At 59.4% G+C, this 25,393-nt stretch carries 24 protein-coding genes; 17 read left to right on the top strand and 7 right to left on the bottom strand.

Annotation, left to right across the window (positions count from 1 at the left end; genetic code table 11):
• The first annotated feature begins 47 nt into the window (after positions 1-47).
• From RHM55_RS03445 to RHM55_RS03425, 5 genes are all read left to right on the top strand, one after another.
• A complete protein-coding gene (locus RHM55_RS03445; protein ID WP_322179524.1) occupies positions 48-491 on the top strand; it encodes a hotdog fold thioesterase in 444 nt (147 codons plus the stop codon).
• A gap of 117 nt (positions 492-608) precedes the next feature.
• On the top strand, positions 609-1,418 hold the full coding sequence (locus tag RHM55_RS03440) for an alpha/beta hydrolase (RefSeq protein ID WP_322179523.1): 810 nt from the start codon (positions 609-611) through the stop codon (positions 1,416-1,418).
• Complete coding sequence (locus RHM55_RS03435) at positions 1,415-2,269, top strand: alpha/beta hydrolase (protein WP_322179522.1); 855 nt, start codon at positions 1,415-1,417, stop codon at positions 2,267-2,269. Before RHM55_RS03440 ends, RHM55_RS03435 begins: the two co-directional genes overlap by 4 nt.
• Before the next feature lie 127 nt (positions 2,270-2,396).
• On the top strand, positions 2,397-3,215 hold the full coding sequence (locus tag RHM55_RS03430) for a DUF4892 domain-containing protein (RefSeq protein WP_322179521.1): 819 nt from the start codon (positions 2,397-2,399) through the stop codon (positions 3,213-3,215).
• 83 nt (positions 3,216-3,298) lie between these two features.
• Positions 3,299-4,360: an AI-2E family transporter gene (locus tag RHM55_RS03425; protein ID WP_322179520.1), complete on the top strand. Its 1,062-nt coding sequence runs from the start codon at positions 3,299-3,301 to the stop codon at positions 4,358-4,360.
• A 64-nt stretch (positions 4,361-4,424) separates the two neighbouring features.
• Here the strand turns inward: RHM55_RS03425 and RHM55_RS03420 are convergent, their stop codons facing one another.
• From RHM55_RS03420 to RHM55_RS03410, 3 genes are all read right to left on the bottom strand, one after another.
• Complete coding sequence (locus tag RHM55_RS03420) at positions 4,425-4,868, bottom strand: EF-hand domain-containing protein (RefSeq protein WP_322179519.1); 444 nt, start codon at positions 4,866-4,868, stop codon at positions 4,425-4,427.
• A gap of 126 nt (positions 4,869-4,994) precedes the next feature.
• On the bottom strand, positions 4,995-6,050 hold the full coding sequence (locus tag RHM55_RS03415; RefSeq protein WP_322179518.1) for a HAMP domain-containing sensor histidine kinase: 1,056 nt from the start codon (positions 6,048-6,050) through the stop codon (positions 4,995-4,997).
• On the bottom strand, positions 6,047-6,799 hold the full coding sequence (locus RHM55_RS03410; RefSeq protein ID WP_322179517.1) for a response regulator: 753 nt from the start codon (positions 6,797-6,799) through the stop codon (positions 6,047-6,049). Before RHM55_RS03410 ends, RHM55_RS03415 begins: the two co-directional genes overlap by 4 nt.
• Before the next feature lie 337 nt (positions 6,800-7,136).
• On the opposite strand from RHM55_RS03410, the gene kdpF reads away from it, so the two are divergent.
• Genes kdpF through RHM55_RS03380 form a run of 6 tightly spaced genes read left to right on the top strand, consistent with a single transcriptional unit; the run spans position 7,137 to position 15,052 of the window.
• A complete protein-coding gene (kdpF, locus tag RHM55_RS03405) occupies positions 7,137-7,226 on the top strand; it encodes a K(+)-transporting ATPase subunit F (protein ID WP_322179516.1) in 90 nt (29 codons plus the stop codon).
• Positions 7,227-7,234: 8 nt separating this feature from the next.
• Positions 7,235-8,929, top strand: coding sequence for a potassium-transporting ATPase subunit KdpA (gene kdpA / locus RHM55_RS03400; protein WP_322179515.1), 1,695 nt, complete (start codon positions 7,235-7,237; stop codon positions 8,927-8,929).
• Positions 8,930-8,939: 10 nt separating this feature from the next.
• Complete coding sequence (gene kdpB, locus RHM55_RS03395) at positions 8,940-11,021, top strand: potassium-transporting ATPase subunit KdpB (RefSeq protein WP_322179514.1); 2,082 nt, start codon at positions 8,940-8,942, stop codon at positions 11,019-11,021.
• A 60-nt stretch (positions 11,022-11,081) separates the two neighbouring features.
• Positions 11,082-11,642 carry a potassium-transporting ATPase subunit KdpC gene (kdpC, locus tag RHM55_RS03390; protein ID WP_322179513.1) on the top strand — a complete coding sequence of 187 codons (561 nt, stop codon included), beginning with the start codon at positions 11,082-11,084 and terminating at the stop codon, positions 11,640-11,642.
• A gap of 13 nt (positions 11,643-11,655) precedes the next feature.
• Positions 11,656-14,313, top strand: coding sequence for a sensor histidine kinase KdpD (locus RHM55_RS03385; protein WP_322179512.1), 2,658 nt, complete (start codon positions 11,656-11,658; stop codon positions 14,311-14,313).
• Between the two features lie 49 nt (positions 14,314-14,362).
• Positions 14,363-15,052 (top strand): response regulator, encoded by a 690-nt coding sequence (locus RHM55_RS03380; protein ID WP_322179511.1) that lies wholly within the window; start codon positions 14,363-14,365, stop codon positions 15,050-15,052.
• Positions 15,053-15,099: 47 nt separating this feature from the next.
• Here RHM55_RS03380 and RHM55_RS03375 read toward each other — a convergent pair whose 3' ends face one another.
• On the bottom strand, positions 15,100-16,167 hold the full coding sequence (locus RHM55_RS03375; RefSeq protein WP_322179510.1) for a patatin-like phospholipase family protein: 1,068 nt from the start codon (positions 16,165-16,167) through the stop codon (positions 15,100-15,102).
• A gap of 151 nt (positions 16,168-16,318) precedes the next feature.
• Here RHM55_RS03375 and RHM55_RS03370 point away from each other — a divergent pair, with 151 nt between their 5' ends.
• The 6 genes from RHM55_RS03370 (at position 16,319) to RHM55_RS03345 (ending at position 22,297) form a co-directional block, all read left to right on the top strand.
• Positions 16,319-16,600 carry a hypothetical protein gene (locus RHM55_RS03370; protein ID WP_322179509.1) on the top strand — a complete coding sequence of 94 codons (282 nt, stop codon included), beginning with the start codon at positions 16,319-16,321 and terminating at the stop codon, positions 16,598-16,600.
• 163 nt (positions 16,601-16,763) lie between these two features.
• Entirely contained in the window at positions 16,764-17,681 is a 918-nt protein-coding gene (locus tag RHM55_RS03365; RefSeq protein ID WP_322179508.1) for an AAA family ATPase, read from the top strand.
• A complete protein-coding gene (locus tag RHM55_RS03360; protein ID WP_322179507.1) occupies positions 17,651-18,634 on the top strand; it encodes a DUF58 domain-containing protein in 984 nt (327 codons plus the stop codon). Before RHM55_RS03365 ends, RHM55_RS03360 begins: the two co-directional genes overlap by 31 nt.
• Positions 18,631-20,625 (top strand): DUF3488 and transglutaminase-like domain-containing protein, encoded by a 1,995-nt coding sequence (locus tag RHM55_RS03355; RefSeq protein WP_322179506.1) that lies wholly within the window; start codon positions 18,631-18,633, stop codon positions 20,623-20,625. The genes RHM55_RS03360 and RHM55_RS03355 overlap by 4 nt, the downstream gene beginning before the upstream one ends.
• Position 20,626: 1 nt before the next feature.
• Positions 20,627-21,394, top strand: a complete 768-nt coding sequence (locus RHM55_RS03350) for a CHAD domain-containing protein (protein ID WP_322179505.1) — start codon at positions 20,627-20,629, stop codon at positions 21,392-21,394.
• 105 nt (positions 21,395-21,499) lie between these two features.
• Positions 21,500-22,297 carry a thioesterase family protein gene (locus RHM55_RS03345; RefSeq protein WP_322179504.1) on the top strand — a complete coding sequence of 266 codons (798 nt, stop codon included), beginning with the start codon at positions 21,500-21,502 and terminating at the stop codon, positions 22,295-22,297.
• Positions 22,298-22,317: 20 nt separating this feature from the next.
• Here the strand turns inward: RHM55_RS03345 and RHM55_RS03340 are convergent, their stop codons facing one another.
• From RHM55_RS03340 to RHM55_RS03330, 3 genes are all read right to left on the bottom strand, one after another.
• Positions 22,318-22,686 carry an Mpo1-like protein gene (locus tag RHM55_RS03340; protein ID WP_322179503.1) on the bottom strand — a complete coding sequence of 123 codons (369 nt, stop codon included), beginning with the start codon at positions 22,684-22,686 and terminating at the stop codon, positions 22,318-22,320.
• Between the two features lie 106 nt (positions 22,687-22,792).
• Positions 22,793-24,274 (bottom strand): methyl-accepting chemotaxis protein, encoded by a 1,482-nt coding sequence (locus RHM55_RS03335; protein ID WP_322179502.1) that lies wholly within the window; start codon positions 24,272-24,274, stop codon positions 22,793-22,795.
• A gap of 121 nt (positions 24,275-24,395) precedes the next feature.
• Positions 24,396-25,229, bottom strand: a complete 834-nt coding sequence (locus RHM55_RS03330; RefSeq protein WP_322179501.1) for a TatD family hydrolase — start codon at positions 25,227-25,229, stop codon at positions 24,396-24,398.
• Between the last annotated feature and the right edge of the window lie 164 nt (positions 25,230-25,393).

The raw sequence follows: 25,393 nt of genomic DNA, 5'->3' as shown, positions 1-25,393 counted from the left end.
TTTATGTCTGGCGTTCGTCATGCGAGCGCCACTTAAAAGGATTGAACATGAGCGTATGGCTTAAAACTCCCGATATAGACCAACTCAACGCGCTGCAGAAAAATACCATTGGTGAAGTGCTGGACATTCGTTTCGAGGCATTCGACGAGAGCTCTCTGACCGCGAGCATGGTCATCGACCACCGTACTCATCAACCCTACGGCCTGTTACACGGCGGGGCGTCGGTGGTACTGGCTGAAACCGTGGGCTCCATGGCCAGTTACTTGTGTATTGATCCCGGAAAATTCTTTTGCGTAGGGCTGGAAGTCAACGCTAACCACCTGCGTGGTTTGCGCAGTGGTCGTGTCACCGCAGTCGCGCGCCCTGTGCATATCGGCCGCACCACTCACGTCTGGGACATCCGTCTGACCAGCGATGAAGGCAAGGCCAGCTGTGTTTCCCGTCTGACCATGGCTGTTGTGCCAGTAGGTGAGCAGCCGCCAGCGCGCTGATAGCAAGCGGATCATCATTCTGGCTCAAGTGTCACCCTTCCTGGCAGTTACAGTCATTGCTGTGTCGGCGATGGATGCGCACAATCGCCGTTGGCTTTTGTTTTTGGACGTATTGGCATGTCGCAACAGGTGTTTTTCGCTCACGCCAACGGATTTCCGTCGGCTACGTATGGCAAATTGTTCGACGCACTGGCGCCGGATTACGCCGTCGCACATCTGGAGCAGCACGCTCACGATCCACGCTTCCCGGTGAATGACAACTGGCTGAATCTGGTCGACGAGCTGATTCATCACCTGCGCCAGCAACCTGAACCTGTGTGGGGTGTAGGACACTCGTTGGGAGGTGTGCTGCACTTTCACGCAGCGTTGCGCTGTCCTGAGCTGTATCGCGGGGTGGTGATGCTCGATTCTCCGGTGCTGACGTGGGTTGATCAGTGGATGATTCGCGCCGCCAAACGCTTTGGTTTCATTGATCGTATCACCCCGGCCGGTCGCACTCTTGGACGCCGGGAGGCTTTCGCTGATCTGAACGCTGCCCGCACGTATTTCGCCGGCAAGACCTTGTTTCGCGGTTTCGATCCTGAATGTTTAGAGGCCTACCTGCAGCATGGTTTGCAACAGGACGGCGATCAGTTGCGCCTGCGTTTCGATCCAGCGACTGAAATCAGCATTTACCGCAGCGTGCCTCACACGAGTCCCGGTCGGGCGCAGCAGTTGAAAGTGCCACTGGCGGTGGTGCGGGGGCTACGCAGTCGGGTGGTCATGCGTCACCACGCCCAGTCGGTGAAACGTATGCCGCAAGGCGAGTACCTGTCCATGCCCGGTGGACATATGTTCCCGCTCGAGCGTCCACAAGACACTGCCGCTCTGCTCAAGACCTTGTTCGCTCGCTGGGATGCGCGTTGCGCCGAGCAGGCATGCGCATGAGCATGCCCGTCGAAGAAGTCCGCCTGAGCCTGCCGCATATTGAATTGGCCGCGCACCTGTTCGGGCCTGAAGACGGTCAGCCGGTGATCGCTTTGCATGGTTGGCTGGACAACGCCAACAGCTTTGCCCGCCTGGCACCGCAGCTCAAAGGCTTGCGTATCGTGGCCCTGGATCTGGCCGGGCATGGTCACTCCGATCATCGTCCGGTGGGTTCCGGTTATACCCTGTGGGACTATGTGCATGACGTGCTGCATGTCGCCGAGCAACTGGGCTGGAAGCGCTTTTCCCTGCTTGGGCATTCATTGGGTGCGATTATTTCGGTGGTGTTGGCGGGTGCGCTGCCTGAGCGTGTGACCCGTCTGGCACTGATCGATGGCGTTATCCCACCAACCGGCGAAGCCAGTAATGCGGCCGAGCGGTTGGGCATGGCCCTGCAAGCACAACTGAACCTGTCGAATAAGCGCAAACCTGTCTATAGCGATCTGGAACGAGCCGTCGAGGCGCGGATGAAAGGGCTGGTTGCCGTCAGCCGTGAAGCGGCAGAACTGCTGGCTCAACGAGGGTTGATGCCAGTGCCGGGAGGGTACACCTGGCGCAGTGATAGCCGGCTGACGCTGGCCTCTCCTATGCGTTTGACTCGTGAGCAGGCGATGGCGTTTGTCAAACGTGTCAGTTGCCCAACCCATCTGGTGGTGGCTGGGCAGGGCATGTTGGCCCAGCACAGCGAACTGCTGTCACAGCTGACTTTCGAGACCACGACCTTGCCTGGCGGCCATCATTTGCATTTGAATGACGAGGAGGGCGCGCGCGCTGTTGCAGACTGTTTCAATCGCTTTTATGCCGTTCCTTGACTTGCAGCAGGCAACTGCCGAGGCTGGGCGGATTGAAATGGGAGATAACGTTGATGGACCTATCTATCGCTGGCACATGCAAGACGATTAACACCGCCCCAACTTTGGCGATCCGATGAGAACACGTATGCGCTTATCCCGTGTTCTTGGCGTTTCGATCTGCGGCTCGCTGCTTAGCGCGATAGCCTGCGCCGCCGACGTGCCTGGCAGCCACGATCTGGAGGGGGTGCCGCGTTTGGCAGATGCTGAAATCGTCGACTATCGGCCCGTCACGGAGCTGGAACGAATCTACCCGTTGGGTTCGATCCGCAAGATCAGCGGCCAGTTACGCTTCGACGGCCAGATCGGCGCGCGGGGCAATGTCACCTCGGTGACCTACCAACTGCCTGCTGAACACACCTCTGACGAAGCCTTCACAGCCGCCCGTGAAGCCCTGCAGAAGCAGGGCGCCGAGTTGTTGTTCTGGTGCCAGGCCCGTGATTGTGGTGAAAGCAGCCTATGGGCCAATGAAGTGTTTGGTAACTCAAAATTGTATGGCGCCGATGAGCAGCAGGCTTATTTACTGTTGCGTCTGGCTGCGCCGAAAAACGATACGTTGGTGGCCTTGTACAGCATCACTCGCGGCAACCGTCGAGCTTACCTGCATGTAGAGCAGTTTAGCGCAGCAGCACCTTTGGGCGACGTGTTGCCAACCTCGGCAACCCTGTTACGTCAACTCAAGAGTACCGGTGTGCTGAGTCTTCCCAAGCTTACCGGTGAGCCGCAGGATGTTTGGGCGACCCTGCTCTCGCGTGGGCTCAACCTGGATGGCAACCTGCGCGTCACCGTGTCCGGGGCAGATGCCGAGGCCTGGCGTCAGGCATTGATTGCCAAGGGCGTACGTGCCGCGCGGATTGAGGCTGGCAGCGGCGATAAGCCGGGGCTGTTCGTCGAACTTATTCGCTAGAATCACGCGCTCACCGGCCGAGTACTGGCGCTGCAGGTGTTCGCCGTTATGCTCTCATCATTCGTTTTTTCGAGATAACCCTCATGCCCAATAATGATCGCCTGTTGGTGCAGCTCCTGCTCCTGGCGCTGTTCGGTGCCAGTCTCTGGGTGATGGCGCCATTCTGGTCGGCGCTGTTCTGGGGTGCGGTGCTGGCCTTCGCCAGTTGGCCGTTGATGCGCCTGGTAACGCGCTGGCTCAATGGTCGTGAAGCGTTGGCGGCGGGGCTGCTGACCTTGATCTGGATGCTGTTGGTGGCATTGCCATTGGTGTGGCTAGGGTTCAACCTGGCGGACCACATCCGTGACGTGACGCTCTTCATCAAGGACGTGCAGGTCGACGGCCTGCCTGCGCCGCCGGCATGGCTGTCAGGCGTACCGCTCGTGGGCGAGCGGCTGGTGAGGTTCTGGAACACGATCGATGAGCAGGGCGCTGCGGCGATGGCCGCGATCAAGCCCTACCTGGGTCAAGTCGGCAACTGGCTGCTGGCTCGTAGCGCGCAGATAGGTGGCGGGATTCTCGACCTGACCTTGAGTCTGGTGTTCGTGTTCTTCTTCTATCGCGATGGTCCGAGACTGGCGGCATTCGTCTTGAGCCTGCTTGAACGCTTGATCGGCGAGCGTGCCAGTTACTATCTGGACCTGGTGGCGGGTACCGTGCAACGGGTGGTCAATGGCGTGATCGGCACCGCAGCGGCGCAGGCGGTTTTGGCGCTAATCGGCTTTCTGATAGCCGGCATTCCGGGTGCGCTGGTATTAAGCGTTGTCACGTTTCTGCTCAGTCTGGTGCCCATGGGCCCGCCGTTGGTATGGATTCCCGCCACTGCCTGGCTGGCCTGGAAGGGCGAATACGGCATGGCGATTTTTCTCGGCATCTGGGGCACGTTCATCATCAGTGGTGTTGATAACGTACTCAAACCCTACCTGATCAGTCGGGGTGGCAACCTGCCGTTGGTGATCGTTCTGCTTGGGGTGTTTGGCGGTCTGCTGGCATTTGGTTTCATCGGCCTGTTCATCGGCCCGACTTTGCTAGCGGTAGCGTACAGCCTGTTGATCGACTGGACTGCCTCGAAAGACAAAAGGCCTGATACGCCAAGTACCCCATAACCCGTGTTGCACAAGTCGTAACCAAACCCGCCGCGAAACACAGCCTTCGCGACGGGTTTGGTTATCAGGCTGCGACGTTCAGGTGTTTGCCAATGGGCTTGCTGCCGTCTGTTTCATAACGCTGGCTCAGCGCAGCGACCATCTTGCTCAACGCTTCGGCAGCGGCCGTTTTGGCGTTGGCGCTTTGCCCTGTGGTGTCAGTGCCCAGCGCAGAGGACAGTTCGTTGAGGCTGACACTGCCACTGCTGTCGGTATCGAGGTTACTGAACAGCGTGCTGGCATCAGACGTACTGGTACTGGCGGAAGAACCCGTTGTGCTGTTTGTGCTGCTATTGGTGCTGGCGGTGTCCAGCGCGCTGGTCAGTTCATCCTTACTGATACTGCCATCACCGTTAGTGTCCAGTTTGGCCAGCAATTCCTCCTGAAACTTCTTGCTGCTCGCGCTGGCCGTTGTGCTCGAGCTTGAGCGTGTATAGCTCGAATAACTGTTACTGACGCCACTGATCATCGGCTTGACTCCGCAGGTTGTTTGGGCCGGTGGCAGTGCACCGGCTTATGAAGCCTCGGGGCGTCAAGTGTCAGGGGTATGTGGGCTTGGTATCGAGGCTGACACGCACAGTCGCAGCGTCGGATTTTACAGGCGAGGCAGGTCAAGGATGACGGTCAGGCCGCCTCCCGGAGTTTCTTCCAGGTGCAGGTCGCCGCCCATGCGCCGGGCGGCTTCGCGGGCAATGGTCATGCCCATACCAATGCCGCCGGAGTTACGATTACGCGAGCCTTCGACGCGATAGAATGGTTCGAATACCGCCTCACGCAGGACTGCAGCGATCCCGGGCCCTTGATCGCTGATCCGCAGTTGCACCCGTTGTGGGTGATCCTGAATGTCGACATGCGCGTGCCCCGCATAGCGCAGGGCATTATCGATCAGGTTACCCAGGCATGAACGCAACGCCATTGGCTGCGCCATGAACGGTTTGCACTGACCGCTGCTGTGCACGTCATCGCCCTGATCCTGGGCGTTTTCGGTCAGGGATTCGACCAGTGCCTGCACATCGAAAAGCTGCAACGCCTCGCTATTACGCTGTTCGTGCAAGTAGGTCAGGGTGGCATCGAGCATGCCGATCATGTCGTCCAGGTCCTGGCTCATTTGCCCATGCAGCCTCGGTTCGTCGATCTGTTCGACGCGCAGTTTCAGGCGCGACAGTGGCGTGCGCAGGTCATGAGACATGGCAGCGAGCATGCGTCCGCGTTGCTGGACCTGTTCGCGGATGCGTTGCTGCATCAAGTTGAACGTCTGCGCCGCCTGACGCGCCTCACGTGGGCCGCTGACTTCCAACGGTTGGCTGTCGAGGTTCTCGCTCAAGCGCTCGGCCGCCTCACTCATGCGCTGGATCGGTCGGCTGAGGGCTTTTGCTCCGTACCAGGCGGCGGCGACCAAGGTGATTAATTGAAATATCAGCGGCACGACGGGGCCCCCGAACAAGGGCGGCCTTCCTGGTGGGCGCTGCATTGGGTGGTGTGATGCGTCGAAGCCAGGAGGCGGCTGACCGAACGCGTCCGGCATAGGGGGAGGCGGCGGGGGCGGTCCGTAATGCATGAACCACATGAATGCCAGCACATGCGCCAACAGGATCGCGAGCAACGCCCCGCCGAATAGACGGGCGAACAGTGTGTCGGCCGAGCGGATCAACCGATGTCCCTGGCGTCGAACAGATAACCTTCGCCGCGTACAGTTTTGATCAGTTGCGGTGCTCTAGGGTCGTCTCCGAGCTTCTGTCGCAGGCGCGATACCAGTAAATCGATGCTGCGGTCGAAGGCTTCTATGGTCCGGCCGCGTGCTGCATCCAGCAATTGCTCACGATTGAGCACGCGCCGTGGGCGTTCAAGAAACACGCGTAGCAGGCGGAACTCGGCGTTGGACAGTGGCACCACCAAGCCATCGGGCGCGGTCAATTGGCGCATTACGCTGTTCAGGCGCCAGGCGTCGAAACGGATGGTGTTGCGCGGCTCGCTTCGGTCGTCGCGCACCCGGCGCAACACAGTCTGGATGCGTGCCACCAGCTCGCGGGGTTCGAAAGGCTTGGCCATATAGTCGTCGGCACCCAGTTCCAGACCGATGATGCGGTCGGTGGGCTCGCAACGGGCGGTCAGCATCAAAATAGGAATGTCTGATGTGCCGCGTAGCCAGCGGCACAGCGATAGGCCGTCTTCACCGGGCAGCATCAGATCCAGTACAACCACGTCGAAGGTCTCTTCGCCGAGCGCCTGGCGCATGGCGCTGCCATCGGTCACGCCGCGGCAGTGGATGTTGAAACGGGCCAGGTAATCGCAAAGAAGTTCGCGTATGGGCACATCGTCGTCAACGATCAGGGCGCGGGTATTCCAGCGGCGTTCATCGGTCGGAGCGTTGTCGATACTGATAGGGGGGACTGCTTGCATGGTACGACTGTCGCCTGAGGGGGCTGCCATCACTGGCCGCGATTGAAGAACAACGCTGCCCGCCATGCTACTTCTCTGGCGCGCGGGGCGGAAGGCTGTTGTGTCCGAGTGTCCGGCGGTTGTCTGGAATGTATCGGGTTGGATACAAAGCCTGACTGTTGTAGCGGTGATGGCATCTTCGCGAAGGATATCCCCCGGTCCTCCTGAGGCCCCCCCCTGTAAATCCCATTGTTTACGCTTTCTTTATGCCCATCCGGGTTCGTCGATCTCGTTCCTTTACACCCTCCCTGCGGACAATGGCTGACACGCGGCAGTTGCCGTACGACGGAGAATTTCCATGAGCGTTCTGGACGGGGTGTCACTGCTGTTGGCGGCAGGGCTGTTCATTTACTTACTGGTGGCGCTGTTACGCGCTAACCGGAATTAGGAGCAGCCATGCACAGTTATGACTATCTACTGATCCTGGCTTTTTTTGCGCTGGTGCTGCTGCCGGCGCCATGGCTAGGACGTTATTACTACCGGGTCATGGAAGGGGAACGAACTTTCTTGACCCCGGTATTGGGTCCGGTCGAGCGCGTCTGTTATCGCCTGTCCGGGGTTGATCCGCAGACCGAACAGAGTTGGAAAAACTACGCCTTGGCCTTGCTCGCCTTCAACCTGGCGGGTTTCGTCCTGTTGTTCGCGATTCTGCTGTTCCAGGGCGCTCTGCCGCTCAACCCGCAGCAACTACCGGGAATGGAGTGGTCGCTGGCGTTCAACACAGCAATGAGTTTTGTCACCAACACCAACTGGCAGAACTACAGCGGTGAAGCCTCGCTCAGCTACTTGAGTCAGATGGCTGGCCTGACTGTGCAGAACTTCGTCAGTGCCGCCACCGGCATCGCGGTGCTGATTGCATTTTGCCGTGGCATCAGCCGTCGTTCGACGCAAAATCTGGGTAACTTCTGGGCCGATATGACCCGCGCCACCCTCTACGGGCTGCTGCCGTTGTGTCTGGTGCTGGCCTTGTTTCTGGTCTGGCAGGGCGTTCCGCAAACCTTCGCTCATTACGTGGACGCGGTGACCCTGCAAGGCGCCAATCAGAGCATCCCGTTGGGGCCGGCGGCCAGCCAGATCGCGATCAAGCAACTGGGCACCAACGGTGGTGGTTTCTTCGGGGTCAACTCGGCGCATCCGTTCGAGAACCCGACAGCCTGGAGCAACCTGTTCGAGCTGGTATCAATCATTCTGATTCCGGTGGCGCTGGTGTTCACCTTCGGTAACTACGTCAAAGACATGCGTCAAAGCAAGGCCATCATGGCGTGCATGCTGACCCTGTTTCTGGTCGGTGGCGCGACGGCGATGTGGGCCGAGTATCAACCGAACCCGACCCTGAATATCGCGTCGGTCGAGCAAACCGCACCGATGGAAGGCAAGGAAAGCCGTTTCGGTACCACCGGCAGCGTGCTCTGGACCGCGACCACCACCGCTGCGTCCAATGGTTCGGTCAACGCGATGCACGATAGCCTCAACCCGCTGACCGGCATGGTGGCGCTGGTCAACATGATGGTCGGCGAAGTGATCTTCGGCGGGGTTGGCGCGGGTCTCTACGGCATGCTCCTCAATGTATTGATCGCGGTATTCCTTGCCGGTCTGATGATCGGACGCACCCCTGAGTACCTGGGCAAAAAGCTACAAGCCAGGGAAGTTCAGCTACTGGTCGCGACCTTGCTGGTGATGCCCGTTGGTGTGCTGGTATTCGGTGCTTTGGCCGCGAGCTTGCCGGGACCGATGGCGGCGGTCAGTAATCCGGGTCCACATGGTTTCAGTCAGTTGTTGTATGCCTACACCTCAGCCACCGCCAACAACGGTTCGGCGTTCGCCGGGTACAGCGCGAACACCTTGTTCCATAACTTGATGCTCAGCCTGTCGATGTTCCTCGGTCGCTTTGGTTACATTCTGCCGGTGCTGGCGCTGGCTGGCAGCCTGGCGGCGAAAAAGACCGCACCCTTGGGCCTGAATAGCTTCCCGACCCATGGCACGTTATTCGTCACCCTGTTGACGATGACCATTTTGTTGATTGGTGGCTTGAACTTCTTGCCGACATTGGCGCTGGGGCCGATTGCCGAACACCTGAGCATGGGCTTCTGAGGAACAGATCATGAATATGCCAACGCAAGTAACCAAAATCGCTGAAAAACAACCCGTGGCTGAACACACAGCGCATGCCAGCAAAAGTGTCACGCTATCGGCGTTATGGCGCCCGGCACTGGTGCAAGCGTTCGTCAAGCTTGATCCACGCCAGTTGCAGCGTGCGCCCGTCATGCTGGTGGTCGAACTGACTGCCATCTTGACGACCTTTCTGTGCCTGGTGCCTGATCCTCAGGTGCCGACCTCGGTAGCGGTGCAAATCGCTATCTGGTTGTGGTTCACCGTACTGTTCGCCAACTTTGCGGAAGCGCTGGCCGAAGGTCGTGGCAAGGCCCGCGCCGATAGCCTTAAGGCCGGTAGCGAAGGCCTCAAGGCACGGCTCAAGGATGATGGCGGAACCTTCCGCATGGTCGAAGCCAGCCGCCTGCGTAAAGGCGATGTGGTCCGCGTCGAAGTGGGCGAGATGATCCCCGGTGACGGGGAGGTCATCGAAGGTATAGCCGCCGTCAACGAGGCAGCGATTACGGGCGAATCCGCACCGGTGATTCGCGAGTCGGGCGGCGATCGTTCAGCGGTCACCGGCAATACCCGGCTGGTGTCCGACTGGTTGTTGGTGCGTATCACCGCCAACCCAGGCGAGTCCACTCTGGATCGAATGATTGCGCTGGTGGAAGGTGCCAAACGGCAGAAAACCCCCAACGAAATTGCGCTGGATATTCTGCTGATTGGCTTGACCCTGATCTTCTTGCTGGTGGTGGTGACGTTGCAGCCATTCGCCCACTTCGCAGGCGGTAGTTTACCGCTGGTGTTTTTGGTGGCGCTGCTGGTGACCTTGATTCCGACCACCATCGGTGGCTTGTTGTCGGCCATTGGTATTGCCGGGATGGACCGTCTGGTCAGGCTCAATGTCATCGCCAAATCCGGTCGTGCAGTGGAAGCCGCCGGAGACGTGCACGTGTTGCTGCTGGACAAGACCGGCACCATCACTTTCGGCAACCGCCGCTGCACCGCGATACACCCCGCGCCGGGTGTCAGCGCCAAGGAGTTGGGTGAGGGCGCGTTGTTGGCCTCGCTGGCGGATGATACGGCTGAAGGCAAGTCGATTGTCGAATACCTGCGTGAGCTGCACCCGATGGTCGAACCCAATGTCGCGACGCTGACACCGGTAGCGTTCAGCGCTGAAACCCGCTTGTCCGGGGTCGACTATCAAGGCCGGGTTTATCGTAAAGGCGCGGTGGATTCGCTGTTGGCATTCATTGATGTCAAACGCACGGACCTGATGCCAGCGCTGGTCCGGGAAGTCGAAAAGATCGCCAAAACCGGGGGCACGCCGCTCCTGGTGTGCGTGGACGGCAAGTTGCTGGGCGTGATCCACCTCAAGGACGTTGTCAAACCAGGCATCCGTGAGCGGTTCGCCGAATTGCGCAAGCTGGGGATTCGCACGGTCATGGTGACAGGCGACAACCCATTGACCGCAGCCGCGATTGCCGCTGAAGCCGGGGTCGATGACGTTCTGGCCGAAGCGACCCCAGAGAAAAAGCTGGAGCGCATTCGTCTGGAGCAGAACGACGGTCGTTTGGTCGCAATGTGTGGCGACGGTGCCAACGATGCCCCTGCCTTGGCACAGGCTGACGTTGGCATGGCGATGAACGATGGCACTCAGGCGGCGCGTGAGGCGGCGAACATGGTCGACCTCGACAGCGACCCGACCAAACTGCTGGATGTGGTGCAGATCGGCAAAGAATTGCTGGTGACACGCGGCGCCTTGACCACCTTCTCTATTGCCAACGACGTGGCCAAGTACTTCGCGATCCTGCCTGCGTTGTTCGCTTCGATCTACCCGCAGTTGGGGGTGCTCAATGTCATGCACCTGGCCAGTCCGCAGAGCGCCATTCTCTCGGCCATTGTATTCAACGCGTTGATCATCGTGGTGCTGATCCCGCTGGCGCTACGTGGCGTGCGTGTGCAGGCAGCCAGTGCGGCTCATCTGTTGCGCCGCAACTTGTTGATCTATGGCCTGGGCGGGATTGTTGTGCCGTTCGTGGGGATCAAGCTGATCGACATGTTGCTCACCGGGTTGCATCTGGTTTAAGCGAGTTACCTTCGCCGTGCTCGACAGGGGGCGGCGTTCACACTGATTGAGGATTCGATGATGTCGACTGTATTGCGTCCGGCCCTGAGCCTGATTGTTTTAATGACCTTGATCACCGGCGTGGCGTACCCGCTGGTGGTCACCGGGATTGCCCAAGTGGCGTTCCCTGTTCAAGCCAATGGCAGCCTGTTACGCGACACCCATGGTACCGTGCGTGGTTCTGAACTGATCTCGCAGAATTTTACCGGTGATGGCTGGTTCCACTCACGTCCCTCTGCCGGGGCCTTTGCCACGGTATCGAGCAGTGCCAGCAACCTGTCGCCGAGCAACCCGGCGCTCGCCGCGCGGGTCGCGGCGGACGTCGCCAATGAGGTGGTTCCCGGGCAAGGCGCGGTACCTTTGGCCTTGCTGACGACCTCGGGCAGCGGCCTGGACCCACACTTGCCGCCCGAAGCCGTGGCCTATCAGGTAGCGCGCGTTGCCGCTGCGCGTAATCTGTCGACGACAACGGTGCAACGACTGGTGAATGAAAACACCTATCGGCCACTGATTGGCCCACCCGTGGTAAACGTGTTGACCTTGAATCAAACCTTGAATGAGTTACCTTCTGCGCAATTGTGATGCGAGAGCAACTATGAGTAACGCTGGTCGAGCCGATGCACTATTAGCCGATCTGCCCCGAGAAGGTCGCGGGCGGCTCAAGGTATTTCTCGGCGCCGCGCCGGGGGTGGGCAAAACTTACGCCATGCTCCAGGCGGCCCATGCGCAGTTGCACCAGGGCGTGCAGGTCGCGGCGGGCGTGGTGGAAACCCATGGCCGGGCCGAAACCGAAGCGTTGCTCAGCGGTTTGCCACAACAACCAATGGTGCGCTCGGAATACCGTGGCGTCACACTGGAAGAAATGGACCTGGATGGCCTGCTCAAGGCCGCACCGACACTGGTGCTGGTCGACGAACTGGCCCATAGCAATGCACCCGGCAGCCGCCACACCAAGCGTTGGCAAGACATTCAGGAATTGCTCGCGGCGGGGATCAATGTCTACACCACCGTTAACGTCCAGCATCTGGAAAGCCTCAATGATCAGGTGCGCGGTATCACCGGGGTGCAGGTCCGCGAAACCTTGCCCGACTGGGTGTTGCAGGAAGCCTATGAGTTAGTGCTGATCGACCTGCCTCCGCGTGAGCTGCTGGAGAGGTTGCGTGACGGCAAGGTTTATGTGCCGGAGCAGGCCAGGGCAGCCATTGATGCGTATTTCACCCAGACCAACCTGACGGCGTTGCGCGAGTTGGCGATGCAGACCGCAGCGGCTCAGGTCGATGATGATCTAGCCTTGGGTTACCGTCAGTTGGGTCAGGCCGCGCCCGCAGTACGCGGTCGATTGCTGGTGGGTATCGACGGTGATGCCCAGGCCGAGCGTCTGGTGCGACATGCCAGTCGGGTGGCGCAACGTCGGCATCTGCCCTGGAGTCTGGTGCATGTCGATAACGGCAAGGTCATCAATGAACAGGCCCGGATGCGCCTGCAAAACGCCCAACAGCTTGCAGAGCGCCTTGGCGGCGAAGTGGTGTTGCTGCGCGCGGGTGAAGTGGCAAAAACCCTGATCCAACATGCAGCCGAGCGGCGCGCAAGCCTGGTGCTGGTGGGTCAATCGCGTCTATGTTTGCGCAGACGGCTGTTTGGCGGTGGTCTGGCGGCACGCTTGCTGCGCGATGCCCATGGCCTTGAAATCAATGTGCTCGACAGTGAAGCTCAGCCAGATCAGCCGCGCTCGCATTCGACCCGCGCAGTCGTCTGGTTCGATTATGGTCTGGCATTGATTGCCACGGTTCTGGCCACTGCCTTGGCTTGGGGAGTGGCAAGTGTGCTGGCGCTGCCGAACATCTCCCTGGTATTCCTCGCGGCGGTGTTGTTGGTGGCGGTGCGTAGCAGTCTCGGTCCGGCGCTGGCCTGTGCGGCGCTGTCGTTTCTGGCCTACGACTTCCTCTTCATCCCTCCTATATTCTCGTTCAGCATCCAGCGTGAAGAAGATGTGCTGACGCTGTTGTTTTTTCTGTTGATGGCAGCCTTGACCGGCAACCTGGCTGCTCGGCAGCGTCGGCAGTTGGAGGCCTTGCGCGACACTCAGGAGGAAACCAGCGAATTGCTCGACTTGTCGCGCAAACTCACGGCCGCCACTGATCGTCAGGCGGTATTGAGTGCTGCCGAGCAACATCTGAATGGCTGGAAAGAGCTACAGGTGTGCCTGCTCAATCGAGACGGGCATAACGGCTGGAAGGTCGAAGTCGGCAGCCCCTTACAGCTTTCTGAAACCGAACGTGCTGCAGCGGACTGGGCGTGGCAACACGATCAGCCCGCGGGGTTGGGTACGGGCACTTTACCGCTGGGTCGTTGGTGGTGGTGGCCGCTGTCGATGGAAGAGGGGCCCTTGGCATTGCTCGGTGTTTGCCCGCGTGAGGGGCAACCATTTACCGACCAGCGTCGGCGCCTGCTGACCGCGCTCAGCCAACCACTGGCGCAGGCGCTGGCTCGGGCGCAACTGGCTGAAGAGCTGGAGGCCGCACGTCTGCACGGTGAAACCGAACAGCTGCGCAGTGCTTTGCTGGCCTCGGTGTCCCACGACCTGCGCACCCCCTTGACCGCCATGCGCGGCGGTATCGACAGTTTGCTGGCATTGGGCGAGGCGATTCCCCTGGAAGACCGCCGCGAGTTGCTTGAAGGCACCCGCGACGAGGCCGAGCGTCTGGATCGTTATATCCAGAACTTGCTGGACATGACGCGCCTGGGCCATGGCGCGTTGAAGCTGGCGCGGGACTGGGTGTCTCCCGGCGACATCGTCGGCAGCGCCCTCAATCGCTTGCGCACGGTGCTGGCGCCCTTGCAGGTCAGCACTCACGTGCCGGCGGATTTGCCGCTGCTTTTCGTGCACGCCGCGCTGATCGAGCAGGCGCTGGTCAACGTGCTGGAAAACGCCGCACGTTTTTCGCCGTCGCAGGGGCGTTTGCGGGTGGAGGCTGGCGCCAGTGACAACGAATTATTTTTCTCCGTGAGCGACGAAGGACCGGGGATTCCCGAAGCCGAACGGGCGAAGATTTTCGACATGTTCTACACCGCAGCGCGGGGTGACCGGGGCGGGCAGGGTACAGGTCTGGGCTTGGCGATCTGCCAAGGTATGGTGGGTGCCCATGGCGGAAGGATTACCGTCGCGGATGGCATCGACGGGCGAGGTACCTGTATCACCTTGCACCTACCCCTGCAGACTCAGCCTGAAGCAGAAATGGAGCACACGCGGTGATGGCGTCTTGGGTTACGCTTGTTGTTTATTGTGAAACGGCAAGGCAACCATGAGCCAGACCTCGACCATCCTGGTGATTGATGATGAGCCGCAGATCCGCAAGTTTCTGCGCATCAGCCTGGCCTCGCAAGGCTACAAAGTGCTTGAAGCCAGTACCGGTACCGAAGGCTTGAGCCAGGCTGCATTGAACAAGCCGGACCTGCTGGTGCTTGACCTCGGTCTGCCGGACATGGACGGCCAGGACGTGCTGCGGGCGTTTCGTGAATGGTCGACAGTGCCGGTACTGGTGCTGTCGGTACGCGCCAGTGAGGGACAGAAAGTCCAGGCGCTGGACAACGGCGCCAACGATTACGTGACTAAACCGTTCGGTATTCAAGAGTTTCTGGCGCGGGTCCGTGCGTTATTGCGTCAGGCGCCCAGCGGTGAGGCACAGGAAGCAGCGCTGATATTCGGGCCACTGACAGTGGATCTGGCCTATCGGCGGGTGTTGCTCGACGGTGTTGAAGTGGGGCTGACACGCAAGGAATACGCGGTGCTGGCGCAACTGGCCCGGTATCCAGGGCGAGTCATCACCCAGCAGCAGTTACTCAAGGATATCTGGGGTCCAACCCATACCGAAGACAGTCACTACCTGCGCATTGTCGTCGGCCATCTGCGCCAGAAACTGGTCGACGACCCGACCGATCCGCGCTTCATCGTGACTGAAGCCGGGGTGGGGTATCGGTTGCGGGAGCGTTAAATCTGCGGTGTCTGCAAGGACGCTTTCGCCAACACGGTCCATTTGATTCAACGATTGCGTTCTTGCTCATACCGATCCAGGGTGTCCCGAGCGATCTCGCGCCCTAACGCGATCAACTCCGGTGCTTTGTAGAACTCGAAGAACCGACACACGCGTTTGGGGACGTTGATCAGGATATCGGGCGGGTAACCGGCGATCTTGTACTGGGCCAGTGAGGTTTGCATGACCTCGAAACTCTGGTTGATCAGATCCAGCAAAGAAGCAGGGCCAACGTTGTCGATGATGAATGAGCCACTGGCGGACTTCGGTGCCGGTCCAGCAGCGGGCTCGGCCTCCGGGGCTGCGGCGGGTTGCTGAGCTTGAGGGTCGGCGGCTTCCAGCCAGGGGTTTGGAAGCGTCGCAGAACTGGATTTGAGGCTGTCCTGTTCGAGTCGCAATACATCAAGGTCCGTCGCCGGTTCGAGCTTGCGCCGGAACGGCAGGTGCGACCCCAACGAGTTGATCAGGTTGTCGAAGCGCTTCTTTACTGCCGGTGCCCGTTCGATCACGGGTAGCTGATAGTGCTTCTGGTTGGTCGAGTTGAGGTTGACCGCAACGATCAGGTCGCAGTGGCTCGAGACCACGGGCACGATGGGCAGCGGATTGAGCAGGCCGCCGTCGACCAGCATCCGATTGCCCTGCATGACTGGTGTGAACAGGCTAGGAATCGCTGCGGAAGCACGCATGGCCTGGTGCAGGCAGCCTTCCTGAAACCAGATTTCCTGCTGATTGGTCAGGTCGGTGGCGACGGCGGTATAAGGAATTCGCAGGTCTTCGATATTGATTTCACCAACGATGTCACGAATCTGGCCGAACACTTTTTCCCCGCGAATCGCCCCTAGGCGGAAGCTGACATCCACCAGGCGCAGTACGTCGAGGTAATCCAGGCTTTCGATCCATTCACGGTATTCCTTGAGTTTGCCGGCGGCGTAGATACCGCCGACCACCGCACCCATGGAGCAACCCGCTATGCAGGCGATGTCGTAACCGCGCCGTTCCAGCTCTTCAATCACCCCGATGTGCGCATAACCGCGTGCGCCACCAGACCCAAGCACCAGTGCTATTCGTTTGTTCATGTGTTTTTTCCTGCTAGCGGTAAGTCCACCATACGCCCGAAGCGATCAGTCTGGAACTGGGTTACCCTTGTCAGCGCTTGGCCTGCGGCACTTTTTACTGTCTGCACCGTCAAAGCCCGCACAATCGATTTTAATTTTTGAGGTAACACCGATGAAAGCCTGGATTTGCATACCATTGATTGCTTTGGTTCTCGCAGGTTGTGCCGGTAATAAAACCGCTTATCGCGACAGCTGCGCGACCCAGATCGACGCCGCCTGGCACGAGCTGGACTTGGCCAAGGCTGAAGGCTTTGCCGGTACCGTCAGCTACTCCAAGGCGCTTTCGCTGTTGACCGGGGCTAAAACTCAGCAGCAATTTGAAGCGTTCGAAGGCTGTGCCACTAAGGCCGAGAAAGCCCGTTTCTACATTCGTGAGTCTCGCGCCGGTCGCTAAACGACCTGCTAACCTGTCTACCAAAGCCATCGAGCGCTATCCGCACTCGGTGGCTTTTGTGTTTAGGGTCTGGTTAAACAGGCTGGGCTGACCGTAAAGTGGCCACACATCTGGCATTGATTGCAGCGTTACCGCCACGACAGTCGTCTGGAGAAGCTTTTCGATGGTCAGAAAACTCGATGCGTGCCTCAACGCCGTGAATGAAGTGGTGTTGGGCAAGGAAGCTCAGGTGCGTTTGGCCCTGACCTGTCTGTTGGGCGGTGGGCATTTGCTCATTGAGGATTTGCCGGGCATGGGCAAGACCACCCTTAGCCAAACCCTGGCCAAGGTTCTGGGGCTGAGCTTCCAGCGGATTCAGTTCACGTCCGACCTGTTGCCCGGTGACATCCTTGGAACGTCGGTCTTTGATCGGGAAACAGGGCAGTTTACCTTCCATCCAGGGCCGATTTTCGCCGAACTGGTGTTGGCAGATGAAATCAATCGGGCCACGCCCAAAAGCCAGAGTGCATTGCTCGAAGCCATGGAGGAGGGGCAGGTGACTATCGAGGGTGCGACGCGGCCGCTGCCCGACCCGTTTATCGTCATTGCCACCCAAAATCCTTTCAGCCAAGGGGGCACTTTCGCCTTGCCTGAGTCGCAACTGGATCGTTTTCTCATGCGTCTGTCTTTGGGGTATCCGGCCAAGGCCGCGGAGAAAGCCTTGTTGCAGGGCGAGCCCCGGCGTGATCTGTTGCCGCGCCTGCAAGCAATTCTCAACCATACTGAGTTGGCGGCCTTGCAAGCCGAAGCCCGGCAAGTGCGCGCCAGTGACGCGCTGGTCGACTATGTGCTGCGTCTGGTAGACGCCACCCGCAGCCAGCCACAGTTCGCTTGGGGCCTGTCGCCCCGGGCGAGTCTGGCGATTCTGGCGGCTGCGCGGGCCTGGGCCTTGTTGACAGGTCGTGACTATGTGATCCCTGAAGATGTTCAGGCGGTGCTGTCTTCAGTGATCAGTCACCGTTTACGCGAACGTTCCGACCCCACCGGGCATGGCGGCGGGGCGTTGGTTCAATGGTTATTGCGCGAGGTGCCGGTGCTTTGATCGAACAGCTCAAACCGTTTTGGCAGCGCTGGCTGGTGCGGCGGATTCCCCCAGCCTCGCGTATTGAACTGAACCACCGCCGAATCTTCATCATGCCCACCCGCGCCGGAGCGATTTTTGCGCTGGTGCTGATCCTGATGCTGTTGGTCGCGATCAACTACCAAAACAGCCTGGCCTACGGTTTGACCTTCCTCCTGCTGTCGGTGGCGGTGCTGGCCATTCTGCACACGTATCGTAACCTCAGCGGCCTGGTCCTCAGTTCAGGTGCCGCCCGCTCAGTGTTTGTTGGCGAGCCTCTCCTGCTGCGACTGCGCCTGGAAAGTGTCGGCCCCCCGCATCAGTCGATTGCCGTGGGTTGGGATGTCAGTCAGTTGCAGGCATTCGATGTACCTGGCGCCGGGCGGGTCGATGTTGAGGTCGGCCTGCCTGCCGTCGCGCGCGGTTGGCTGCGCGCGCCCCGGCTGCGGGTGGAAAGCGGCTTCCCGTTGGGCATTTTTTGCGCCTGGAGCTGGCTGGATCTGCAACAGTCGGTATTGATCTATCCACGGCCCTTGCCCGGCGCCATGCCGTTGCTGGTAGGAGCGCAACCCCATGCCGACGATCTGGGCCAGATAACGCAAGGCCCCGGCGTCGATGATTATCAAGGCTTGAAAACGTATCAACCGGGCGATTCACGGCGGCGCCTGCACTGGAAAGCCTATTCCCGAGGACAAGGCCTGCTGATCAAGGATTTTACTGACGTCAGCGGTCATGACTTGTGTCTGGACTTCATGGCCTTGGGCGGCGATATCGAAGAGCGCTTGTCGCGCCTTTGCTATTGGGTGCTGGAGTTATCCCAGCGCCGTCAACCTTTTGCATTGCGCCTGCCCGGCTTCCTGCTTGCGCCAGGCAGTGGCGATGAGCACCGCGAGGCCTGTCTGCAAGCATTGGCTTTATTTGGTAGCCGTCCATGAGCCGGAACCTGCCGATTCCGCGCTCCAGCCTGATCTGGCTGTTGGTGGCGCAGGCATTGGTAATGGTTCCGTATTTGCCGCACCTGCCGATCTGGATGATTGGTTTGTGGGCTGGTTGCAGCCTTTGGCGGGTGCAGATCTTGCGCATGCGTGCCGAGTACCCAGGCACGCTGGTTAAATGCACGCTGTTGCTGGCGACCGCTGCCGGAGTGTTTTTCTCACGAGGCAGCCTGATCGGCCTGGATGCGGGTGCTGCGTTGCTGATGGCGGCCTTCATTCTAAAACTGCTCGAAATGCGCACTCGTCGCGATGCGCTGGTCCTGATTTTTCTTGGATTTTTTTGCGTGGTGGTGGGCTATCTGTTCGAGGACAGCCTGCTCTGGGCCGTCTTCACATTGCTCACGGTCAGCACGCTACTGGCGGCACTGATTGGTCTGCAACAGGCCGAGTTGGCGAGTAAACCGGTCCGCACCCTGAAACTGGCGCTTAAGCTGTTGCTACAGGCCGTGCCGTTGATGGTGTTGCTGTTCCTGTTCTTCCCCCGCCTGGAACCGCTGTGGTCACTGCCGCAGCCCAGCAACAAAGGCATCACAGGCCTGTCCGACAGCATGGCGCCGGGTGATATCGCACAGCTGAGCAGGTCGGCGGCGTTGGTGTTTCGTGCCAGCTTCGAGGGGCCGATACCGGCGCATAATCAGCTGTACTGGCGCGGCCTGAGTCTGGAGCAGTTCGATGGTCGACGCTGGTCGCAGTCTGGAAGGGCGATGGTCAGTCAGGTGCCAGATTGGCAAAAGCGGGGGGACGAGATCACTTACAGCATCGTCATGGAGCCCAGCGGGCGCCCCTGGTTACTGGCGTTGGACATTGGCGAAACCCGCCTGGCGGACGTACGCCAGATGAACGATTTTCGCTTGCAGCGCCGGCACCCCATTGAGCAGACCTTGCTGTATGGCGTCAGCTCCTGGCCTAACGCGGTTCGCGAAACACAGCTGAGCGAAGGCGCCCGACGCCAAAATCTGCAACTGCCGCCTCGCGGCAATCCGCAGGCCCGGCAATGGGCTGCAGATTTGAGCCGCCGTCATCCGCATGCCGACACGTTGGTCGACGCGATGATGGCGCATTTCAGCGATGAGCCCTATCACTACACCCTGAAGCCGCCGGTGCTGGGTGCCGACAGCATCGATGACTTTCTCTTCAGCAGCCGCAGTGGTTTCTGCGGCCATTACGCGGGTGCAATGACCTTTGTCCTGCGCGCGGCAGGGATTCCGGCACGGGTAGTGGCCGGTTATCAAGGCGGTGAACTTAATCCGGACGGCCAATACCTGAGCGTGCGCCAGTTCGATGCCCACGCCTGGGTTGAATACTGGCAACCGGGAATAGGTTGGCGTAGCGTGGACCCCACTGCCGCCGTCGCCCCGCAACGGATCGAGCAGGGGCTGGAGCAGGCCTTGGCAGCGGATGAGCCGTTTCTCGAAAATTCGCCTTTTTCAACCCTACGTTACCGAAACTTGCCATGGCTCAATTCGCTGCGATTAAGTTGGGATAGTCTCAACTATGGCTGGCAGCGTTGGGTCCTGGGTTATCAGGGTCAGCAGCAAGTACTGGTGCTCAGTCGCTGGTTTTCAGGCTTCGACGGTGCGGCGTTTTTTGGCGGTGTTGCAGCGATCATAGGGCTACTGGCCTTGTGGTTGTTCAAACCCTGGCAGCGCGAAAGCGACCCGCAACTCCGATTATTCAAGGCATTTGAGCGATTATTGGCGCGACACGGTGTGCATCGTCGGCAAGCAGAGGGTGCACATGATTTTTCCCGGAGGGCGGCCCTGCAGCTTCCGGCGCAAGCTGCGGCTATCCTGGCCTTCGTCATCGAATTCGAAGCCCAGCGTTATGCTGGCAAGACGCCGTCGTTGACACCATTGCGGCGACAATTGAAGCAATTGCGGCGAAGTCTGCCGTGGCGATTTTCAACAATAAAAGTCGAAGAGGAGCAATAGCATGTCTGAACGGGTGGATCGTCTTGTCGCTCAGGTGTTGGCCCTTGAGGTAAAACTCATGGCCTGTCATGCGCGGTTGACCGCCGAGACGGACAGTGAGGCGCTGCATGACCTGCGTATCACCGTACGGCGCTTACGCAGTCTGCTGCGACCATTGCGTGACCTGCCCGGCGTCGAGCAGCTTGAAGCTGCGGCCAAAGAGGTGGGGCAGCTGACCACGCCGCTGCGTGACAAGGAGGTGCTGGCTGCCTGGCTGCATCAACAGGGCATGATTCAGGCGGCGAAACAGCGTAGCGATTCATTGAGCGAAGCCTATGCCGCCGTCGCAACCTCTCCGGCACTGGCTCGACTGTTTAGCGTGCTGGAAGCATTCCCGCGTTTTGTTCGCGCGTCACAGCATCAGAAGTTATTGCGTGGCTTGCACACGCTTATCGAAAAGCGACTGAACAAGCAATGGAAGACGCTCAAGGCTGCGATGAATGATCCTGAACATGATCGCCATCGTCTGCGCCTGCTGATCAAGCGCGTACGCTACGGCGCCGAGGCATACCCGGACTTCAGCCATTCCAGCAAAAAAATCCAGGCCAGCCTGAAGGCTGCGCAAGGTGAATTGGGCACTTGGCACGACCATCTGCAATGGCTGACACGGGCCGAGCAAGAACACGATCTGGCACAGTGTGTGGTGGGTTGGCACTTGGGGATCGTGCGCGCCGAACGCAAAGCCGATGCGGCGCTGGAGCGTTTGGGTAAGGTATGTTTTGGTCGTTAGGTCGAATTCAGGCCGCAGTTTGGCGTAAATGTACCCTGCGCATTGGCACCGCGCTGGTTAAGATCCATGCAGCGTTTTTCTTCCGTTTACAGGCATGAGGTCTGCATGAGTTTTTCTGGCTTGGTTGACGCCGTACGTGATAATCCCTTGTCCGTGGTCATTCCCTCTGAATGGTCGCAAGGTCGCGCCTGTTTTGGCGGGTTGATGGCCGCGTTGCAGTTTGAGGCAATGCGCGCAAAGGTCCCGGCGGATCGGCCGATTCGCTCGTTGGCGATTACATTTGTCGGTCCTGCCGAGTCGGGTGTGCCAATCAGCTTCGACGTGGAAGTGTTGCGTGAAGGCAAGGCGGTCAGCCAAGTGCTGGGGCGTGCCTCTCAAAATGGTCAGGTCATGACCCTGGTTCAAGGCAGCTTCGGCGCGCCCCGTGAATCGACGATTGCAGTCCAGTCTTTGCCCGCACCCACCCTGAAACCGATGGAAGACTGTCAGGAGTTGCCCTTTATTAAGGGGGTAACGCCTGAGTACCTGCGCTTCATGGTCATGCGCTGGGGCCTGGGTGGTTTGCCTTTCAGCAATACACCGTCGATGGAAATCGGCGGGTATGTGCGTATGCGCGGTGAGGTCAAAGAGGAGCGCCTGACTGAAGCGCATCTATTGGCGTTGGTCGACACATGGCCGCCTGCGTTACTGCCGCATTTAAGCAAGCCTGCGCCCGGAAGCTCACTGACCTGGACCATCGAGTTCGTCCAGCCGCTGCCAGTGGTTAGCACGCTGGAGTGGTGTGTGTACCGGGCAGTGATCGAGCATGCCCGCGATGGCTACGGGCATACCGCTTCTGCATTGTGGTCGCCTCAGGGTGAGTTGATCGCGATCAGCCGGCAGACGGTCACTGTGTTTGGCTAGGTTTGTTTTAACCGCTGACATCAATGACGGTGGCGATGACGTTCTTTCCAGGCTCGCCACCAGCCGCCGCTGAGTACGAAGCGTGGAAAAGTCACGAACTGCTCGACCAGCAAACGCTGGAGCGCATCGTTGCGATCAGTGAACGGCTCTGGCGATTGCGCTTCAAGTGAATGGCCGTGGCGCTGAAAACCCAGCGCCGCGATCAGACCGATCACTCCGATGGCAATCGATGAGAAGCTTAGGCCGAGCAGCCCGTCAACGATCAGTAGCGCCGCAACAATGAACAGCGGCACGGCGATCAAATGCAACGCCAGATTGGTCGGGTGCCGATGGTTATCGGCATAACCGCGCCATTGCCACGTGCGGAGATTGGGAAGTCGCTTGCCCATGCGGCAGTCCTCTTCGAAACACTGTTCAGATGGTCGAAGAATAGGCTGCGCCCCGGTTGTCAGCGAATCAAACCTGACTATGAGGCTCATAGCGTGGGCGTGGGCTCTAAAGCTTGAGCTGGCCGATGGCGCGGTTCAGCTCGCCTGCCAGGGTGGCCAACTCGCCGCTAGTTGTGGCTGAGTCGACGGTCTGTTGCACGGTTTGTTCGGTCACATCGCGAATGCTTACCACCGCCCGGTTCATTTCTTCTGCCACTTGGCTTTGCTGCTGGGCTGCCACGGCGATCTGGGTATTGCTTTCGCGCATTTGTGCAACCGCGCCGGTGATAGCTTCTAGCGCTTCCCCGGCTTCCTTCGCCTGTTGCACGCAGTCATCAGCCTTGAACGAGCTTTCTTGCATAAAGTCCACCGCGTCACGGGTGCCAGCCTGTAAGGCGGAGACCATGCTGGTGATTTCATCCGTCGAGGTCTGCACCCGTTTGGCGAGGTTACGGACTTCGTCGGCGACTACCGCAAATCCACGGCCCATCTCGCCGGCACGCGCGGCTTCGATGGCTGCGTTGAGGGCCAGCAGGTTGGTTTGTTCGGCGATGCTGTGGATGACGTTAACCACACCGTTGATTTTCTGACTGTCCTGAGCCAGTTGCTGGATCATCTCTGCGGTCTGCTGCACCCCGCTGGAGAGCCCGGCGATTGACAGCTGTACACGATTGACCACTTCTCTACCGCTGCCAGCCAGTGTATCGGCGGCCTGCGACTGGTCCCGGGTAGCATTGGCGTGTTGAGAGATATGAAACACTGTGGCGGTCATTTCGTTGATCGCTGTTGCAACCTGGTCAGTCTCGCTCTGCTGACCGAGCATGCCGTGGCGTACCTCGCTCATGCCTGCCGCCAGACGTCCCGCACCTATGTCAAGCCGTGCCGCAGTCTGGGCAACGGTATTGACCACGCGTTGGTAGCCGGCTTGCATGGCATTGAATGCCTTGGCCATCTGGCCCACTTCATCTTCGCCGATCAGGGGCACGCGAGCAGACAGATCGCCGCTTTTTTCTACGTGCAGCATCACGTCCTTGAGGGTGTTGAGGTGGCTGAGCAGAAAGCGGATCAGCAACTGTGAGGCCCCCAGCATGGCCAGTGTCAGGATGAACACAGCGATGGCGTACTGGGCGAAGCGATCTGCCAGTACTTGCATCAGACTCGGTGCGAAGGCCAGCACCGCGAGCTTCTGACCATCGGGTCGCGTGACCACCTGAGCACCGATCAGTGGATCGTCGCCTATCAGCGGCTGATGGCTTAACTCGACCCAGCCGTTGGCATTGCTCAACTCAGGCAATGGTTGCCCTTTCACGCTGGGCGCTTGACCCTGGGTATAGACCAGCAGATTGGCGCCGGAGGGCAGTGCTTGAGTGCCAGGCCAGGCACTGAGCAGGTGAGCCTGGGCCTGGGCTGAACCTTGCGCATCCTCCACCCGGGCTTGTTGCTCAAGCTGCAAGGCGTACTGCACCAACATCAGCGTGGTGATAAAAGCGACCGCGTTCACGGCCCAGAACTTGTACTTCAAAGAAATGTTGCTAAGCCAGGCGCCCATGAGAGGTCTTCTTTTTGATTCGCGGAAATGAATGTAGGCAAGGTGCCAGCATTGTGCCGCCAATCTTTAGACGATCATTTGATATGGGTCAAGCAAATACTAGGGCTTAGTAGGCCCGGGGCTATCGGTCAGCTTCGACGCTGTCCGGTTCTATCCATGTCGGCAAGGCAAAAAAGGTGCGGGCGCACGCGGTGGTATGGGCGGAAAGGTCTTCCAGGCTTTCGCCCCGATGCAACGCAACTTCACGCAGTACTTCAGGCAAGTAGGCGGGTTCGTTGCGTCCACTTTTCGGTTTGGGTCGCAGGCTGCGCGGGAGCAGGTAAGGGGCATCGCTTTCCAGCATCAACCGGCCACGGGGGATTTCCCGGACCAATGGGTGCAGATGAGTGCCGCGTCGTTCATCGCAAATCCAGCCAGTGATGCCGATGTGCAGGTCCAGGTCCAGATAGCTGAACAGCGCACGTTGCTCACCCGTGAAGCAGTGCACCACGGCAGCAGGCAGGCGGTCGCGATAGTCGCGGAGGATCTCCAGCAAGCGCTGGTTGGCATCGCGTTCATGCAGGAATACCGGCAATTGCAGCTCTACGGCCAAGGCCAGATGTTCTTCGAGGACTTTTTCCTGCTGTGGACGCGGCGAGAAATCGCGGTTGAAATCCAGTCCGCACTCGCCGACGGCCCGCACTCGATCTTCTTTGAGCAACGCACGCAACTGGCGCTCGGTATCGGAGGTCCAATCGCTCGCTGCATGCGGGTGAATCCCCGCCGTGGAGAACAACCGTTGCGCCGTTTCGTCCAATTGTTGACAGAGCTCAAGAGCCTGCTCGCTGCTCTCGACACTGGTCCCGGTCAACACCAGTTGGCATACGCCGGATTGGTAGGCGCGATCGAGTACGGCCTGCTGTTTATTGGCGAAGCTTGAGTTAGTCAGATTGACGCCGATGTCGATGAGTTGCATGGTACTACCTCAGGCCTAAGGCTGATGAGAATATCAGAGCTTTGCCGATATAAAAAAATCCAGTTAATACAGCTGGTTATAAAAAAATATTGAAGTGTTTTCACCACTGCGGTTCGCCGTCACTCCGCAGATATCACAGGCTTTGGACTTTTTGCGGCTTCTTT

The organism is Pseudomonas sp. MH9.2 (assembly GCF_034353875.1).
Classification (GTDB): Bacteria; Pseudomonadota; Gammaproteobacteria; order Pseudomonadales; family Pseudomonadaceae; genus Aquipseudomonas.
This window is presented reverse-complemented; position numbering and strand designations above follow the sequence as displayed.

What these genes read in the sequence shown, in the direction of transcription:
- RHM55_RS03445 (WP_322179524.1), top strand. Translation starts at nt 48, where the DNA reads ATGAGCGTATGGCTTAAAACTCCCGATATAGACCAACTCAACGCGCTG.
- RHM55_RS03440 (WP_322179523.1), top strand. Translation starts at nt 609, where the DNA reads ATGTCGCAACAGGTGTTTTTCGCTCACGCCAACGGATTTCCGTCGGCT.
- RHM55_RS03435 (WP_322179522.1), top strand. Translation starts at nt 1,415, where the DNA reads ATGAGCATGCCCGTCGAAGAAGTCCGCCTGAGCCTGCCGCATATTGAA.
- RHM55_RS03430 (WP_322179521.1), top strand. Translation starts at nt 2,397, where the DNA reads ATGCGCTTATCCCGTGTTCTTGGCGTTTCGATCTGCGGCTCGCTGCTT.
- RHM55_RS03425 (WP_322179520.1), top strand. Translation starts at nt 3,299, where the DNA reads ATGCCCAATAATGATCGCCTGTTGGTGCAGCTCCTGCTCCTGGCGCTG.
- RHM55_RS03420 (WP_322179519.1), bottom strand. Translation starts at nt 4,868, where the DNA reads ATGATCAGTGGCGTCAGTAACAGTTATTCGAGCTATACACGCTCAAGC.
- RHM55_RS03410 (WP_322179517.1), bottom strand. Translation starts at nt 6,799, where the DNA reads ATGCAAGCAGTCCCCCCTATCAGTATCGACAACGCTCCGACCGATGAA.
- kdpF (WP_322179516.1), top strand. Translation starts at nt 7,137, where the DNA reads ATGAGCGTTCTGGACGGGGTGTCACTGCTGTTGGCGGCAGGGCTGTTC.
- kdpA (WP_322179515.1), top strand. Translation starts at nt 7,235, where the DNA reads ATGCACAGTTATGACTATCTACTGATCCTGGCTTTTTTTGCGCTGGTG.
- kdpB (WP_322179514.1), top strand. Translation starts at nt 8,940, where the DNA reads ATGAATATGCCAACGCAAGTAACCAAAATCGCTGAAAAACAACCCGTG.
- kdpC (WP_322179513.1), top strand. Translation starts at nt 11,082, where the DNA reads ATGTCGACTGTATTGCGTCCGGCCCTGAGCCTGATTGTTTTAATGACC.
- RHM55_RS03385 (WP_322179512.1), top strand. Translation starts at nt 11,656, where the DNA reads ATGAGTAACGCTGGTCGAGCCGATGCACTATTAGCCGATCTGCCCCGA.
- RHM55_RS03380 (WP_322179511.1), top strand. Translation starts at nt 14,363, where the DNA reads ATGAGCCAGACCTCGACCATCCTGGTGATTGATGATGAGCCGCAGATC.
- RHM55_RS03375 (WP_322179510.1), bottom strand. Translation starts at nt 16,167, where the DNA reads ATGAACAAACGAATAGCACTGGTGCTTGGGTCTGGTGGCGCACGCGGT.
- RHM55_RS03370 (WP_322179509.1), top strand. Translation starts at nt 16,319, where the DNA reads ATGAAAGCCTGGATTTGCATACCATTGATTGCTTTGGTTCTCGCAGGT.
- RHM55_RS03365 (WP_322179508.1), top strand. Translation starts at nt 16,764, where the DNA reads ATGGTCAGAAAACTCGATGCGTGCCTCAACGCCGTGAATGAAGTGGTG.
- RHM55_RS03360 (WP_322179507.1), top strand. Translation starts at nt 17,651, where the DNA reads ATGGTTATTGCGCGAGGTGCCGGTGCTTTGATCGAACAGCTCAAACCG.
- RHM55_RS03355 (WP_322179506.1), top strand. Translation starts at nt 18,631, where the DNA reads ATGAGCCGGAACCTGCCGATTCCGCGCTCCAGCCTGATCTGGCTGTTG.
- RHM55_RS03350 (WP_322179505.1), top strand. Translation starts at nt 20,627, where the DNA reads ATGTCTGAACGGGTGGATCGTCTTGTCGCTCAGGTGTTGGCCCTTGAG.
- RHM55_RS03345 (WP_322179504.1), top strand. Translation starts at nt 21,500, where the DNA reads ATGAGTTTTTCTGGCTTGGTTGACGCCGTACGTGATAATCCCTTGTCC.
- RHM55_RS03340 (WP_322179503.1), bottom strand. Translation starts at nt 22,686, where the DNA reads ATGGGCAAGCGACTTCCCAATCTCCGCACGTGGCAATGGCGCGGTTAT.
- RHM55_RS03335 (WP_322179502.1), bottom strand. Translation starts at nt 24,274, where the DNA reads ATGGGCGCCTGGCTTAGCAACATTTCTTTGAAGTACAAGTTCTGGGCC.
- RHM55_RS03330 (WP_322179501.1), bottom strand. Translation starts at nt 25,229, where the DNA reads ATGCAACTCATCGACATCGGCGTCAATCTGACTAACTCAAGCTTCGCC.